The following is a 15,623-nucleotide window of genomic DNA, read 5'->3' as shown; positions in this document are numbered from 1 at the left end:
ACCTTCTGCAACACACTTTGCCATTTTATTCGCGCAACACAACCAAATTCCGGTAAGCTAAACTGTTTTTACTCTTTTTGAATGGAATAACAGCCCGTATGAACAAAACACTGCATCCAGCCTTTACACTTATGGTTCAGGGAACCACCTCTGATGCCGGTAAAAGCGCCTTTGTCACCGGGTTGTGTCGTGTTCTGCAACGGCGCGGATTTGCCGTCGCCCCATTCAAATCACAAAACATGGCATTGAATAGCGCCGTCAGCAAAGAGGGGGGAGAAATTGGCCGAGCACAAGCCGTGCAAGCCCAAGCCTGCAATATCGAACCCTCTATTCACATGAATCCGGTACTGCTTAAACCCAACACCGATATTGGTGCACAAGTGATTGTGCAGGGCAAAGTATTTGCCAATATGGATGCCATGGTTTATCACCATCACAAACCAGAATTGCTCGGCAAGGTATTAGAATCGTTCCGTATCCTGACCAACCAATATGATGCCGTAATCATTGAAGGCGCGGGCAGCCCGGCAGAAATTAACCTGCGGGATCGGGATATTGCTAATATGGGGTTTGCCGAAGAGGCCGATGTCCCGGTTATTATTATTGCTGATATAGACAAAGGCGGTGTCTTTGCCCACCTGTACGGCACACTGGCACTGCTATCTGAAAGTGAACAACAGCGGGTCAAAGGTTTTATCATTAACCGATTTCGCGGCGATATAACCCTGCTGCATAGCGGGCTTGACTGGTTAGAACAAAAAACTGGTAAAAAAGTATTTGGCGTAATTCCCTATCTGCACAACCTACATCTAGAAGCAGAAGATGCCATCAACGCACAGCAAAACACCAACGAAACCACTCAACTTAATATCGTTATCCCTGTGCTCACCCGTACCAGTAACCACAATGACTTTGATGCTCTTCGCGCACACCCGCAAGTAAATGTTCAATTTGTTGCCCAAGGCCAGCCTTGGCCTGCCGCCGATCTCGTCATTCTGCCGGGAACAAAATCAGTACGCGATGATCTCACCTTTTTACAGCAAAATGGCTGGGATAAAGCCCTCGAAAAACATTTGCGTTACGGGGGAAAAGTACTCGGGATCTGTGGCGGTTATCAAATGCTCGGTGAATGGATTCATGATCCTAAAGGCCTTGAAGGCCATGCTGGAAGCAGTAAAGGTCTTGGCCTGCTGCCGGTCAGCACCACATTAGAAGCGGAGAAACAGCTAAAAACCGTACAAGGCACGCTCCATTTACCCCAGCAAAACCCCTGCCCGATCACAGGATATGAAATTCATCTGGGTAAAACGGAACATCCAACAAATCACTCAGTCATACATAATGAAAATGGTCAGCAAGATGGCTGTATCAGCCAAGATCAGCAGATTATCGGCACTTACTGGCACGGTTTATTTGATCATCCAGAAGCCTGCCAACACTGGTTACAATGGGCCGGCTTACATAACGCAGCAACCGTTGATATCTTTGCTTTACATGAAGTTGCGATTAACCGCATTGCCGATGCCATAGAAGAACATATCGATCTCGATGCGTTGCTGATCCCCGCACGCTCGCATTAATGATGTAAAAGCGGAAATTATGGTCAAAACATGGTATTTTTAACGGTTCAACGTATTGCTTCGATACCGTGATTATTTAACCAATACATTTTGATGAACTGAGTATTCTTGTGATGCTGTCAAAACTAAAACGCAACAAAAATCAGCAACACCTTGAGCTACTGCCCTGTTTTCCTCTGCAGGCAGACAGTGTAAACACTCTGTTTAAAACAGATGATTTTCGTATGCGCCTGCTCAGTCTGATTGGGCTCGCCAAACAACGTATTTATATCGCTGCCCTGTATCTAGAAAATGATGAGGGTGGTCAGGAAATTTTACACGCACTCTACAGTGCCAAAGCCACAACACCACACTTAGATATCCGAATCTTTGTTGACTGGCATCGCGCTCAGCGCGGGCGTATCGGTGAAAGTGCCTTATCAACCAATGCACAGTGGTATACCGATCAGGCTGCAGCACATCCAGAGAGTGAAATTCCTATTTACGGCGTTCCGGTTAATACCCGTGAAGCCTTAGGCGTATTGCACCTCAAAGGCTTTGTGATTGATGACTCCGTACTCTATAGCGGAGCCAGCCTGAATAATGTTTATTTGCATAAACAAGATAAATACCGCTACGACCGCTATCATCAAATTCACCACCCAGACCTTGCCAACAGCATGGTCAAATTTATGCAAGACTCACTGATGAATGCCGGTGCGGTACAACGCCTTGATCGTAATGATAAACCTACCACGCAAGAGATCAAAGTCGCCATTAAGCAGCTGCGTCACGCACTCAAAACCGCTACCTACGAAACCTACGGCACCTGTAATAACCACGAATGTCTAAGCATTCGCCCGTTGTGTGGATTGGGAAAGCGCAGTCAGCTCAACGAGGCCATTCAAGACCTACTGGCCTCAACAGAAGAGCAGCTGACCATCTGTACCCCTTACTTCAACCTGCCTGCCCCGTTGGTAAAAATTATTCATCGGTTATTACAACTGGGCAAGCGCGTTGAAATTATTATCGGGGATAAAACTGCGAACGATTTTTATCTCTCACCAGAAGAAAAATTCCGAGTCATCGGCGCACTGCCGTATTTATATGAGATAAACCTGCGCCGCTTTATGAGCCGTTTGCAGCGTTTTATTTTAAATGACCAACTCGTGATCCGGCTTTGGAAAGATCAAGACAACACCTATCATCTGAAAGGTGTTTGGGTTGATAACCGCTGGCAGTTGCTCACCGGAAATAATTTAAATCCAAGAGCATGGGGATTAGATTTAGAAAACGCCCTATTAATTCACGATCCACAAGCTGAATTACAGACTCAGCGTCATACTGAATTGCAGCATATCCGTGAACACACCACGCATATCACGCACTATCAGCAGTTACAAACGCTCAGTGATTATCCAGAACCGGTCAAAAAACTGATACGCCGTTTAAGCCGCATGCGTATTGACCGGCTTATCAATAAAATTCTATAACCACTGTCATTTCATACTGCAGATATTAACTAACCCCGTCTTTACGGGGTTTTTTATACATCAAAAACAGAGCCTAAAAGAAAACGCTTTTGTGGGATACACAAACCAATCCAGCCCCATCCATGCGCCATCAAAAGAACGGCTCAACTGCCCATGTCCTAGTTACAGAGGGCTACATAGATAGTTTCATAGGTAATTGGTAATTGGTAATTGGTAATTGGTAATTGGTAATTGGACAGTTAGGGCGTTGAGCTACTGATAAGTTCATTATCGTGTGAGCCTCAGCAAATCGCTCACGTGTGCCTGTCCAAAATCCCCAATAAGTTTTAATAAATAAAATACAATAACGCAAAAAGCCCATCCTTTCGGATGGGCTTCTTACTTATTTGATGCCTGGCAGTTCCCTACTCTCGCATGGGGAGACCCCACACTACCATCGGCGCTACGGCGTTTCACTGCTGAGTTCGGCATGGGGTCAGGTGGGACCACCGCGCTATCGCCGCCAGGCAAATTCTTCTATTCTATTTACATAACCGCCATTTCATGGCCATTACGCTAAATCTGAAAACGCACTGATAAATTCTGTTTTGCTCTCAAAAACATCGTCTGAACTTTCATCGTCCAACATAACTTTGGCGTTGTATGGTTAAGCCTCACGGGCAATTAGTACAGGTTAGCTCAACGTATCGCTACGCTTACACACCCTGCCTATCTACGTCGTAGTCTCCAACAACCCTTTAGGAGGCTCTAGGCCTCAGGGATGACTCATCTCGGGGCAAGTTTCGCGCTTAGATGCTTTCAGCGCTTATCTCTTCCGTATTTAGCTACCCGGCAATGCCACTGGCGTGACAACCGGAACACCAGAGATACGTCCACTCCGGTCCTCTCGTACTAGGAGCAGCCCCCCTCAATCATCCAACGCCCACGACAGATAGGGACCGAACTGTCTCACGACGTTCTAAACCCAGCTCGCGTACCACTTTAAATGGCGAACAGCCATACCCTTGGGACCAACTTCAGCCCCAGGATGTGATGAGCCGACATCGAGGTGCCAAACACCGCCGTCGATATGAACTCTTGGGCGGTATCAGCCTGTTATCCCCGGAGTACCTTTTATCCGTTGAGCGATGGCCCTTCCATGCAGAACCACCGGATCACTATGACCTACTTTCGTATCTGCTCGACCTGTCCGTCTCGCAGTTAAGCTGGCTTATGCCATTGCACTAACCTCCTGATGTCCGACCAGGATTAGCCAACCTTCGTGCTCCTCCGTTACTCTTTAGGAGGAGACCGCCCCAGTCAAACTACCCACCAGACACTGTCCGCATCCCGGATTACGGGACCACGTTAGAACATCAAACATTAAAGGGTGGTATTTCAAGGTCGGCTCCACGCAAACTGGCGTTCACGTTTCAATGCCTCCCACCTATCCTACACATCAAGGCTCAATATTCAGTGTCAAGCTATAGTAAAGGTTCACGGGGTCTTTCCGTCTTGCCGCGGGTACACTGCATCTTCACAGCGATTTCAATTTCACTGAGTCTCGGGTGGAGACAGCCTGGCCATCATTACGCCATTCGTGCAGGTCGGAACTTACCCGACAAGGAATTTCGCTACCTTAGGACCGTTATAGTTACGGCCGCCGTTTACCGGGGCTTCGATCAAGAGCTTCGCTTGCGCTAACCCCATCAATTAACCTTCCGGCACCGGGCAGGCGTCACACCGTATACGTCCACTTTCGTGTTTGCACAGTGCTGTGTTTTTAATAAACAGTTGCAGCCAGCTGGTATCTTCGACTAACTTCAGCTCCATCCGCAAGGGACTTCACCTACCGTCAGCGTGCCTTCTCCCGAAGTTACGGCACCATTTTGCCTAGTTCCTTCACCCGAGTTCTCTCAAGCGCCTGAGTATTCTCTACCTGACCACCTGTGTCGGTTTGGGGTACGATTTCTGGTGACCTGATGCTTAGAGGCTTTTCCTGGAAGCGTAGTATCAGCTACTTCAGCACCGTAGTGCTTCGTCATCACGCCTCAGTGTTATGCAGAAAACCGGATTTACCTAGTCTTCCCACCTTCACGCTTAAACCGGGACAACCGTCGCCCGGATAGCCTAACTTTCTCCGTCCCCCCTTCGCAGTCACCACAAGTACGGGAATATTAACCCGTTTCCCATCGACTACGCTTTTCAGCCTCGCCTTAGGGGTCGACTCACCCTGCTCCGATTAACGTTGAACAGGAACCCTTGGTCTTCCGGCGGGGGAGTTTTTCACTCCCCTTATCGTTACTTATGTCAGCATTCGCACTTCTGATACGTCCAGCATGCCTCACAGCACACCTTCTACCGCTTACAGAACGCTCCCCTACCCAATAACACCTAAATGTCATTGCCGCAGCTTCGGTGCATGGTTTAGCCCCGTTAAATCTTCCGCGCAGGCCGACTCGACTAGTGAGCTATTACGCTTTCTTTAAATGATGGCTGCTTCTAAGCCAACATCCTAGCTGTCTGAGCCTTCCCACATCGTTTCCCACTTAACCATGACTTTGGGACCTTAGCTGGCGGTCTGGGTTGTTTCCCTCTTCACGACGGACGTTAGCACCCGCCGTGTGTCTCCCGGATAGTACTCTACGGTATTCGGAGTTTGCATGGGGTTGGTAAGTCGGGATGACCCCCTAGCCCAAACAGTGCTCTACCCCCGTAGGTATTCGTCCGAGGCGCTACCTAAATAGCTTTCGGGGAGAACCAGCTATCTCCCGGTTTGATTGGCCTTTCACCCCCAGCCACAAGTCATCCGCTAATTTTTCAACATTAGTCGGTTCGGTCCTCCAGTTAGTGTTACCCAACCTTCAACCTGCCCATGGCTAGATCACCGGGTTTCGGGTCTATACCCTGCAACTAAAGCGCCCTATTAAGACTCGGTTTCCCTACGGCTCCCCTATTCGGTTAACCTTGCTACAGAATATAAGTCGCTGACCCATTATACAAAAGGTACGCAGTCACACCACGAAGGTGCTCCTACTGCTTGTACGTACACGGTTTCAGGTTCTATTTCACTCCCCTCACAGGGGTTCTTTTCGCCTTTCCCTCACGGTACTGGTTCGCTATCGGTCAGTCAGGAGTATTTAGCCTTGGAGGATGGTCCCCCCATCTTCAAACAGGATACCACGTGTCCCGTCTTACTCATCGAGCTCACAACCAGTGCACTTTCATGTACGGGGCTATCACCCTGTATCGCCGGCCTTTCCAGGCCGTTCCATTAACACACTGGCTGATGTTGACTCTGGGCTGCTCCGCGTTCGCTCGCCGCTACTAACGGAATCTCGGTTGATTTCTTTTCCTCGGGGTACTTAGATGTTTCAGTTCTCCCGGTTCGCCTCGTTAAGCTATGTATTCACTTAACGATACCTAAGTTATCTTAGGTGGGTTTCCCCATTCGGACATGGTTGGTTAATAGCGCTTCATCCCAGCTCACCAACCCTTTTCGCAGGGTAGCACGTCCTTCATCGCCTCTGACTGCCAAGGCATCCACCGTGTACGCTTAGTCACTTAACCATACAACCCAAAATTATTTCAGATTGATGAAAGTACTAAACTGGTCATATGCCAGTTTCTCAAGACGCTTGTTCTTAAGAACTTCAGTTATTTATCAGCTTGTTTCCAAATTTTTAAAGAGCAAGGTAGTTCACAGTGTTCTGCAAATACCATATGGCAAAATGAACTGTTACGTTCAATTCGCTTTGCGATATGGTGGAGCTATGCGGGATCGAACCGCAGACCTCCTGCGTGCAAGGCAGGCGCTCTCCCAGCTGAGCTATAACCCCATACCGGTGTGACTTATCTTTCCACTTTCCTCTGAAAAGGAAGTGGTGGGTCTGAGTGGACTTGAACCACCGACCTCACCCTTATCAGGGGTGCGCTCTAACCACCTGAGCTACAGACCCAGATAAGTCTCTCTTCTTTCAATTAATCAAACAATCTGTGTGAGCACTCAGCCAAAGGCTGGTATCGCAGGTAAGGAGGTGATCCAACCGCAGGTTCCCCTACGGTTACCTTGTTACGACTTCACCCCAGTCATGAATCACAAAGTGGTAAGCGCCCCCCCGAAGGTTAAGCTACCTACTTCTTTTGCAACCCACTCCCATGGTGTGACGGGCGGTGTGTACAAGGCCCGGGAACGTATTCACCGTAGCATTCTGATCTACGATTACTAGCGATTCCGACTTCATGGAGTCGAGTTGCAGACTCCAATCCGGACTACGACATACTTTATGGGATTCGCTCACTATCGCTAGCTTGCCGCCCTTTGTATATGCCATTGTAGCACGTGTGTAGCCCTACTCGTAAGGGCCATGATGACTTGACGTCATCCCCACCTTCCTCCGGTTTATCACCGGCAGTCTCCTTTGAGTTCCCGCCATTACGCGCTGGCAACAAAGGATAAGGGTTGCGCTCGTTGCGGGACTTAACCCAACATTTCACAACACGAGCTGACGACAGCCATGCAGCACCTGTCTCAGAGCTCCCGAAGGCACTCCCGTATCTCTACAGGATTCTCTGGATGTCAAGAGTAGGTAAGGTTCTTCGCGTTGCATCGAATTAAACCACATGCTCCACCGCTTGTGCGGGCCCCCGTCAATTCATTTGAGTTTTAACCTTGCGGCCGTACTCCCCAGGCGGTCGATTTAACGCGTTAGCTCCGGAAGCCACGCCTCAAGGGCACAACCTCCAAATCGACATCGTTTACAGCGTGGACTACCAGGGTATCTAATCCTGTTTGCTCCCCACGCTTTCGCACCTGAGCGTCAGTCTTTGTCCAGGGGGCCGCCTTCGCCACCGGTATTCCTCCAGATCTCTACGCATTTCACCGCTACACCTGGAATTCTACCCCCCTCTACAAGACTCTAGCTTGCCAGTTTCAAATGCAGTTCCCACGTTGAGCGCGGGGATTTCACATCTGACTTAACAAACCGCCTGCGTGCGCTTTACGCCCAGTAATTCCGATTAACGCTTGCACCCTCCGTATTACCGCGGCTGCTGGCACGGAGTTAGCCGGTGCTTCTTCTGCGAGTAACGTCATAGCAACAGCGTATTAAGCTGCTCCCTTTCCTCCTCGCTGAAAGTGCTTTACAACCCGAAGGCCTTCTTCACACACGCGGCATGGCTGCATCAGGGTTTCCCCCATTGTGCAATATTCCCCACTGCTGCCTCCCGTAGGAGTCTGGACCGTGTCTCAGTTCCAGTGTGACTGGTCATTCTCTCAAACCAGTTAGAGATCGTCGCCTTGGTGAGCCATTACCCCACCAACTAGCTAATCCCACCTGGGTTCATCCGATAGCATGAGGTCCGAAGAGCCCCCACTTTGGTCCGTAGACATTATGCGGTATTAGCTACAGTTTCCCGTAGTTATCCCCCTCTATCGGGCAGATCCCCAGGCATTACTCACCCGTCCGCCGCTCGTCACCCAAGAAGCAAGCTTCTTTGTGCTACCGCTCGACTTGCATGTGTTAGGCCTGCCGCCAGCGTTCAATCTGAGCCATGATCAAACTCTTCAATTTAAAGTTTGTCGCTCGAAATAACTAGCAAATAAATTGTCAGTCACTCGTTTAACTAAGTATCTTTTGGATAGTCAGCGTCTTCAACGAGTGCCCACACAGATTGTCTGATTAATTTTTTAAAGAGCAGTGTCAGCGCTTTCACGTTGACAGGGCGCGCATTATTTCGCATTTCCCTTTGGCTGTCAAGGTCTGTTTTTCACATTCCTTAAAAGCGTTTTATTCTTTACTGCTTGGCTTTCAGTAGCTTGCGCCGCTGTTGCCGTGTCAGTGGGGTCGCATTATAGGGAGTATTTACAAAGAGGCAAGCAAAAAAAGTAATAAATATTTTGCCTGCTCACTTTTCACTCTTTTTGTTTATTTTATGCGTTTTTTAAGCAGTGTAGGTACATCAGCAAGGCTATCGAGTACGTAATCTGCCAGTGCTTCGGCTTCTGCGGTGAGAGGTTTTCCGCTGCGAACCAAAATTTTGGTGCCAATGCCGGCTGCATGCGCCGCCTGCATGTCTTCAAGTTTATCACCAACCATATAAGAGGAGGCCATATCGAGGTCAAGCTCGGCTTGTGCTTCAAAAAACATACCCGGCTTCGGTTTACGACATTCACACTCAATTTTGTATTCACCTTTACCGTGCTCTGCGTGGTGCGGGCAGTAGTAGATGCCATCAAGGTCAACACCTCTGTCGGCCAATGACCAATCCATCCACTCAGTTAAGTGGGTAAACTGGGCTTCGGTAAACAAACCTCGGGCAATGCCGGATTGGTTGGTAACTAAGACCAGTGCAAGCCCCATCTCTTTAATTTGGCGGCAAGCGTCAATCGCGCCTTTGATGAATTCAAAGTTGTCACTTTCATGTACGTAGCCATGATCAATGTTCAGTGTACCGTCACGATCAATAAATAGTGCTGAGGTTGCCATGTGAAGATCTCCGGCGGGTCTGGGTTTACGGTATCGGGTATGTGCTGATTATCGCCTGCCTATTCTTATAATGTAAGACGAGAGGCGTTTTTGAGGAGAAATGTAGGGATATAAGGTTTTATTTCTCTTTCTTTTAGCCGTCTAGACGTAAAAAATGTTGACTATAGCCATCCAGACATCTTAGCATCTGTGTATTCGCTCTGCTGTCTATCCCTATATATTGTTTAGGATCTGTTTTTGTGCGATAGAAGTAAGCATATGTTTCAGCATGGAGAGCATGACGTACCATGATTAGGCTTAATCACATCAGTAAAATATTTCACACGGAAGGACGAAGTATCAGTGCGCTTTCAGAGGTGAGTTTGCATGTTCCGGCTGGCCAGATTTTTGGCGTGATAGGTGCATCAGGGGCTGGAAAAAGTACGCTGATTCGCTGTGTTAATCTGCTTGAGCGCCCCTCTTCAGGTGAGGTGTTTGTAGATGGGCAAGATATGATGGTGCTGGATGAGTCAGCACTTGAGCGTGCTAGACGTAATATTGGCATGATTTTCCAACACTTTAATCTGCTATCTTCACGTACTGTATTTGGTAATGTGGCTTTTGCTCTGGAGTTACAAGGCTTAAATAAAGAAGCGATTGCCACGCGGGTGGATGAGTTGCTGGCGCTAGTTGGTCTAACGGATAAGAAGACGGTGTTTCCGGCAAATCTTTCCGGCGGGCAAAAACAGCGGGTGGCGATTGCCCGTGCTCTGGCGTGTAATCCGAAGGTATTGTTGTGTGATGAGGCCACCAGCGCGCTTGATCCGGCCACAACGCGGTCTATTTTGACACTGCTGAAGGATATTAACCGCCGTTTAGGGCTGACAATTTTACTGATCACCCATGAGATGGATGTGGTGAAGCGGATTTGTGATCAGGTTGCGGTTATCAGTGCTGGTCAGCTGATTGAGCAAGGCTCTGTGGGTGAGGTGTTTGCGCACCCGAAAACACCGCTAGCACAGCAGTTTATTCGTTCAACGCTTGATTTAAGTATTCCTGAAGATTATGCCGCAAGGTTGGTGGCGACACCGCAGCCGTTGCATTTCCCACTGATCCGTTTGGAGTTTACTGGGCAATCAGTGGATGCACCGCTGCTATCAAAAGTGGCACGTGAGTTTGATATTGATTGCAATATTTTAAGCGCGCAGATGGATTATGCCGGCGGAATTAAATTTGGGGTGATGCTGGCGGAGTTATTTGGTGATGAAGCGCGCTGTGCGCAGGCAATGGATTATCTGCATGAGCAGCATGTCAAGGTGGAGGTATTAGGCTATGTCGCAAGCAATGATTGAGCTGCTGTTTAAGGCATTGGGCGAAACACTGATGATGGTGCTGGCTTCAGGGGTGATTGGTTTTGCACTGGGCATCCCACTGGGAGTGATCCTATTTATTACCAAACCTGGACAAATTAAGGCGAATGCGCCGCTAAATAAAGTGTTAGGTGCGGTGATTAATATCGGGCGCTCTATCCCTTTTATTATTTTGATTGTGTCTATTATTCCGTTAACCCGTTTGCTGGTTGGAACGTCTATTGGTACGGCGGCGGCGGTAGTGCCATTGGCCATTGGCGCAACACCGTTTATTGCCCGTTTAATTGAAGGGGCATTAATGGAAGTGCCTGCTGGTTTGATTGAGGCAGCAAGAGCAATGGGCGCAACCCCGATGCAGATTATCACCAAAGTGATGCTGCCCGAGGCGCTACCGGGGATCATCAACAGTATTACTATTACCTTAGTGACCTTGGTCAGCTATTCGGCGATGGCCGGTGCAGTTGGCGGCGGTGGTTTGGGTGATGTGGGTATTCGCTATGGTTATCAACGTTTTGACGGTACGGTAATGCTGGTTGTTATTGCTATTTTAGTGGTATTAGTACAGTTGATTCAAAGTGTGGGTGAGCGCTGGGTAAAGGCAACCGACCATAAGTAACAGGTTTCCACTCATGTACAAGTTTAAGCGGTTTCATGGAGCCGCTGTTTTACAACAATATGATTTGTGATTGGTGTTCAGGCACCGCAATAAACAAGGATGGTAAATACGATGGCATTACAATTTAAAACACTGGCTCTGGTAAGTGCATTGGCGAGCTCTTTATTGCTGACCGGTTGTGGTCAGGATGACGCGCAAAATAAGATTAAAGTGGGCGTGATTTCCGGTGCGGAAGAGCAAGTGGCTGAGGTGGCGAAAAAAGTTGCCAAAGAGCAGTACGGTTTGGATGTGGAGTTGGTAAGTTTTAGTGATTATATCACGCCAAATGCAGCGCTGGCAGATGGCTCATTAGATCTGAATGCGTTCCAGCACAAGCCGTATCTTGATCAGCAAATTGCTGATCGTGGGTATAAGCTGACCATTGTTGGCAATTCATTTGTCTACCCAATTGCCGGTTATTCAAAAAAAATCAAGGCATTGTCTGAATTGAAAGAGGGTGCTGCGGTATCACTACCCAATGATCCAACCAACCTTGGCCGCTCTTTATTGCTGTTACAAGCGCAGGGTTTGCTGACGCTCAAAGAGGGTAGCGGCCTGAATGCAACGGTACTGGATATTGTTGCTAACCCGAAAAAATTAAAATTAATCGAACTGGAAGCCCCGCAGTTACCGCGCTCGCTTGATGATGTTGATTTGGCGATTATCAACACCACTTATGCCAGCCAGATTGGGCTGACACCGCCGAAAGATGGTTTGTTTGTTGAGGATAAAGCGTCTCCGTATGTAAACCTGATTGTGGCACGCGACAATAATAAAGATGAAGAGAAAGTGAAGAACTTCGTCAAAGCCTTCCAGACCGAAGAGGTGTATCAGGCTGCCAATCAGGTATTTAAAGGCGGTGTAGTGAAAGGCTGGTAATACTCCCCCTTTTCTCTCCTCTTCCCTTAGATGATTATTTTTTCTTCAAGAGCACCCTAGGGGTGCTCTTTTGTTTTACTATCAGCGAGAGATAAAACGCTTCTGGCAGTGCCTCTGGCAATACCTAAACTCAGCCGGTGTGTGTGTCTGGATATCAGCCATTTATTTTTAATGTATGGATACAGTGCAATGCAAAAGATCATTCTGGTTTCAGCCGCGTTATTATTGGGCGGATGTGCAACCCACTACAGTGTGGACAGTAATCTTAATCCCCAAAATGTAAAAACTTACTTCGCGCCAAGCACCGTTACGGTGTATGAGAAAACTGATCAATTGAATAATGTTGATTATCAGAATATTGGCCGTGTTCAGGGTGAGGTTTGTCAGGCCAACAGTAATGAGAAACCGGCCAGTATTCAGGAGGCTCGTAATGCAGCACAGCGCCATGTGCAGGAGATGGGCGGTAATGCACTGTTACTGAATCAATGTCTGATTTTGGATGATGTACCCGGTTGTAAGCAGGTGGCACTTTGCCAAGGGTCAGCTATCATTGTTGCCCCTTAATACCCACTCGCTAAATAAAAGAAGGTGATGCCGTTGGATACCCCGCGAGAAACTGTGGCGATGACGCCCGTTGGTGTGATTCATTCACCTTATAAAGAGAAGTTTGCCGTTCCACGCCAGCCCGGTTTGGTTGAGGATGGTATTGGTGAGCTACAACTGTTGCCACCTTTTAATCAACTCGATGCCGTACGCGGTTTAGAACAATTTAGCCACTTATGGTTGATTTTTGTCTTTCATCAAACCCAAGGTCAGGGCTGGCGACCTACCGTTCGCCCGCCACGCTTAGGCGGTAATGAGCGGATTGGGGTCTTTGCAACCCGCTCTACTTTTCGGCCAAACCCGATTGGTTTATCAAAAGTGGCTTACCACGGCACGGTATGCCGCAATGGTGAGATTTTTTTGAAGCTGGGCAGCCTTGATCTGGTTGATGGCACCCCGATTCTCGATATCAAACCCTATCTGCCGTATGTTGACAGCCAACCTGATGCCAGCGCCGGATTTGCACAACAAGCCCCTGAACCGCAAATGCCGATCCGTTTTAGTGCGGCGGCAGAGTCAGTTTTACACGCTGAGCAGAAAAAGTTACCCACACTGCGCCGCTTTATTAGTGACGTGCTTGCACAAGACCCACGCCCAGCCTATCGAAAACAGCAAGCTGATGATCGCCACTATGCGGTACATTTGCTTGATTTCAATGTGCGCTGGGTGGTGCATGAGTCAGAAGCCGAAGTCATTGCGATTGAAAAGCGCAGCTGAATTTAACCAAAGAAGCTTTTGAGCGACCTATCACGCTGCTACACTAATACCCTTGTGATTTTGTTTGAATTATTCACGGAATTTTATCCATGCGTACCAGTAATTATCTGCTCTCTACTTTAAAGGAAACTCCGTCTGACGCGGAAGTGATCAGCCACCAGCTGATGCTACGCGCCGGTATGATCCGTAAATTGGCATCAGGCTTGTACACATGGCTGCCGACCGGTTTGCGCGTACTGAAAAAAGTTGAAAACATTGTTCGTGATGAAATGAACAAAGCGGGTGCAATTGAAGTTTCGATGCCGGTAGTACAACCTGCGGATTTGTGGGTAGAGACTGGTCGCTGGGAGCAGTATGGCCCAGAGTTATTGCGCATTGCTGATCGTAATGATCGCCCGTTTGTTTTAGGCCCGACACATGAAGAGGTCATCACTGATCTCATTCGTAATGAAGTGTTCTCTTACAAACAGCTTCCGCTGAATTTATTCCAAATTCAAACAAAATTCCGTGATGAAATTCGCCCGCGTTTTGGTGTTATGCGCGCCCGTGAGTTCCTGATGAAAGATGCCTACTCTTTCCATACCTCACAAGAGTCTTTACAGATCACGTACGAAAAAATGTATGCCGCTTATAGCGCCATTTTTAGTCGTATGGATCTCGACTTCCGCCCAGTATTGGCCGACACCGGCTCTATCGGCGGTAGCTCATCACACGAATTCCACGTGCTGGCAAAAAGCGGTGAAGATGATATTGCCTTCTCTAACACCTCAGATTATGCCGCTAACGTTGAAATGGCTGAAGCCTTGATGCCTGCCGGTGAGCGTGCAGCACCAAGCGAAGAGATGCGTCTTGTCGACACGCCACATGCAAAAACTATCGCTGAACTGGTAGAGCAGCATCAGTTGCCAATTGAGAAAACAGTTAAAACACTGATCGTTAAAGCTGCCGAAGAGTCTGGCCATGCGCTGGTTGCTCTATTGGTTCGCGGCGATCATGAGCTGAACGAAATCAAAGCGCAAAAACTACCCTTGGTTGCAGACCCGCTGATCATGGCTGAAGAAGCTGAGATCCGTGCGGCTATCGGTGCAGGCCCAGGTTCACTTGGCCCGGTCGGTTTGAGCATTCCAATCATTGCCGATCGCAGTGTGATCATGCTGAGTGATTTTGGTGCAGGCGCTAACCAAGACGGTAAGCACTATTTCGGCATCAACTGGGAGCGCGATCTGCCTTTAGCGGCTGTTGCTGATATTCGTAATGTGGTTGAAGGTGACCCATCACCTGATGGTTTGGGCTCTATCCAAATCAAACGCGGTATTGAAGTTGGCCATATCTTCCAACTGGGCAGCAAATACTCAGAAGCAATGAAAGCGGCTGTGCAGGGTGAAGATGGCCGCAATCAAACCATGATCATGGGCTGTTACGGTATTGGTGTTTCCCGTGTGGTTGCCGCCGCTATTGAGCAAAATCATGATGATCGCGGGATTATCTGGCCAGATGCAATTGCCCCATTCCATGTGGCAATTTTGCCAATGAACATGCATAAATCTTATCGTGTTCAGGAAGCGGCTGAAAAACTGTACAGCGAACTTCAAGCTGCTGGCATTGATGTCATTATGGATGACCGCAAAGAGCGTCCGGGTGTGATGTTTGCAGATATGGAGCTGATGGGTGTTCCGCACATGGTGGTGATTGGTGATCGCAACCTTGATGCTGGTGAAATCGAGTACAAACACCGTCGTGGCGGTGAAAAGCAGCTGATTAAAATTGATGGCATCCTCAGCTATTTGCTGGAAAACGTGAAACGTTAATCGCACACGGTTAATCGTATCCTACGGTTTTCAATTACCGGATTTCATCCTGATTAAACCCGCTTTTTTAGCGGGTTTTTTTACGCGTTTTTA

The 15,623-nt window shown here is 48.3% G+C and carries 9 protein-coding genes, 2 tRNA genes and 3 rRNA genes; 8 read left to right on the top strand and 6 right to left on the bottom strand.

Going from position 1 to position 15,623, the window contains the following annotated elements; all coding sequences use genetic code 11:
- The first annotated feature begins 98 nt into the window (after positions 1 to 98).
- Together AC1HDJ_RS05435 and pssA are read left to right on the top strand one after the other, a co-directional pair.
- Entirely contained in the window at positions 99 to 1,580 is a 1,482-nt protein-coding gene (locus AC1HDJ_RS05435) for a cobyric acid synthase (protein ID WP_479533993.1), read from the top strand.
- Between the two features lie 113 nt (positions 1,581 to 1,693).
- Positions 1,694 to 3,052: a CDP-diacylglycerol--serine O-phosphatidyltransferase gene (gene pssA / locus AC1HDJ_RS05430; RefSeq protein WP_479537020.1), complete on the top strand. Its 1,359-nt coding sequence runs from the start codon at positions 1,694 to 1,696 to the stop codon at positions 3,050 to 3,052.
- 391 nt (positions 3,053 to 3,443) lie between these two features.
- Here the strand turns inward: pssA and rrf are convergent.
- The 6 genes from rrf to gmhB all read right to left on the bottom strand — a co-directional run bounded on the left by rrf (position 3,444) and on the right by gmhB (position 9,519).
- Positions 3,444 to 3,559: ribosomal RNA gene (gene rrf / locus AC1HDJ_RS05425) — 5S ribosomal RNA — on the bottom strand.
- Positions 3,560 to 3,694: 135 nt separating this feature from the next.
- Positions 3,695 to 6,601: ribosomal RNA gene (locus tag AC1HDJ_RS05420) — 23S ribosomal RNA — on the bottom strand.
- Between the two features lie 193 nt (positions 6,602 to 6,794).
- Positions 6,795 to 6,870: transfer RNA gene (locus tag AC1HDJ_RS05415), tRNA-Ala, on the bottom strand.
- Positions 6,871 to 6,913: 43 nt separating this feature from the next.
- Positions 6,914 to 6,990: transfer RNA gene (locus AC1HDJ_RS05410), tRNA-Ile, on the bottom strand.
- A 71-nt stretch (positions 6,991 to 7,061) separates the two neighbouring features.
- Positions 7,062 to 8,604, bottom strand: a 16S ribosomal RNA gene (locus tag AC1HDJ_RS05405).
- Together the 16S, 23S and 5S rRNA genes with 2 tRNA genes alongside form the textbook arrangement of a ribosomal RNA operon.
- A gap of 354 nt (positions 8,605 to 8,958) precedes the next feature.
- Positions 8,959 to 9,519 carry a D-glycero-beta-D-manno-heptose 1,7-bisphosphate 7-phosphatase gene (gmhB, locus tag AC1HDJ_RS05400; RefSeq protein ID WP_479533991.1) on the bottom strand — a complete coding sequence of 187 codons (561 nt, stop codon included), beginning with the start codon at positions 9,517 to 9,519 and terminating at the stop codon, positions 8,959 to 8,961.
- Positions 9,520 to 9,806: 287 nt separating this feature from the next.
- Here gmhB and metN point away from each other — a divergent pair, with 287 nt between their 5' ends.
- The 6 genes from metN (at position 9,807) to proS (ending at position 15,530) form a co-directional block, all read left to right on the top strand.
- Positions 9,807 to 10,850: a methionine ABC transporter ATP-binding protein MetN gene (gene metN / locus AC1HDJ_RS05395; RefSeq protein ID WP_479533989.1), complete on the top strand. Its 1,044-nt coding sequence runs from the start codon at positions 9,807 to 9,809 to the stop codon at positions 10,848 to 10,850.
- Entirely contained in the window at positions 10,831 to 11,484 is a 654-nt protein-coding gene (locus AC1HDJ_RS05390) for a methionine ABC transporter permease (protein WP_438623588.1), read from the top strand. Before metN ends, AC1HDJ_RS05390 begins: the two co-directional genes overlap by 20 nt.
- 111 nt (positions 11,485 to 11,595) lie before the next feature.
- The gene (locus AC1HDJ_RS05385; RefSeq protein WP_479533987.1) at positions 11,596 to 12,402 is read left to right on the top strand and encodes a MetQ/NlpA family lipoprotein; all 807 of its coding nucleotides are present in this window, start codon (positions 11,596 to 11,598) and stop codon (positions 12,400 to 12,402) included.
- A 189-nt stretch (positions 12,403 to 12,591) separates the two neighbouring features.
- Positions 12,592 to 12,966 (top strand): Rcs stress response system protein RcsF, encoded by a 375-nt coding sequence (gene rcsF, locus AC1HDJ_RS05380; RefSeq protein ID WP_479533985.1) that lies wholly within the window; start codon positions 12,592 to 12,594, stop codon positions 12,964 to 12,966.
- 60 nt (positions 12,967 to 13,026) lie between these two features.
- Positions 13,027 to 13,722: a tRNA (N6-threonylcarbamoyladenosine(37)-N6)-methyltransferase TrmO gene (gene tsaA, locus AC1HDJ_RS05375; RefSeq protein ID WP_479537018.1), complete on the top strand. Its 696-nt coding sequence runs from the start codon at positions 13,027 to 13,029 to the stop codon at positions 13,720 to 13,722.
- 89 nt (positions 13,723 to 13,811) lie between these two features.
- On the top strand, positions 13,812 to 15,530 hold the full coding sequence (proS, locus tag AC1HDJ_RS05370) for a proline--tRNA ligase (RefSeq protein WP_479533983.1): 1,719 nt from the start codon (positions 13,812 to 13,814) through the stop codon (positions 15,528 to 15,530).
- Positions 15,531 to 15,623: the final 93 nt, after the last annotated feature.

It is taken from the genome of Plesiomonas sp. ISS29 (assembly GCF_056522795.1).
This window is presented reverse-complemented; position numbering and strand designations above follow the sequence as displayed.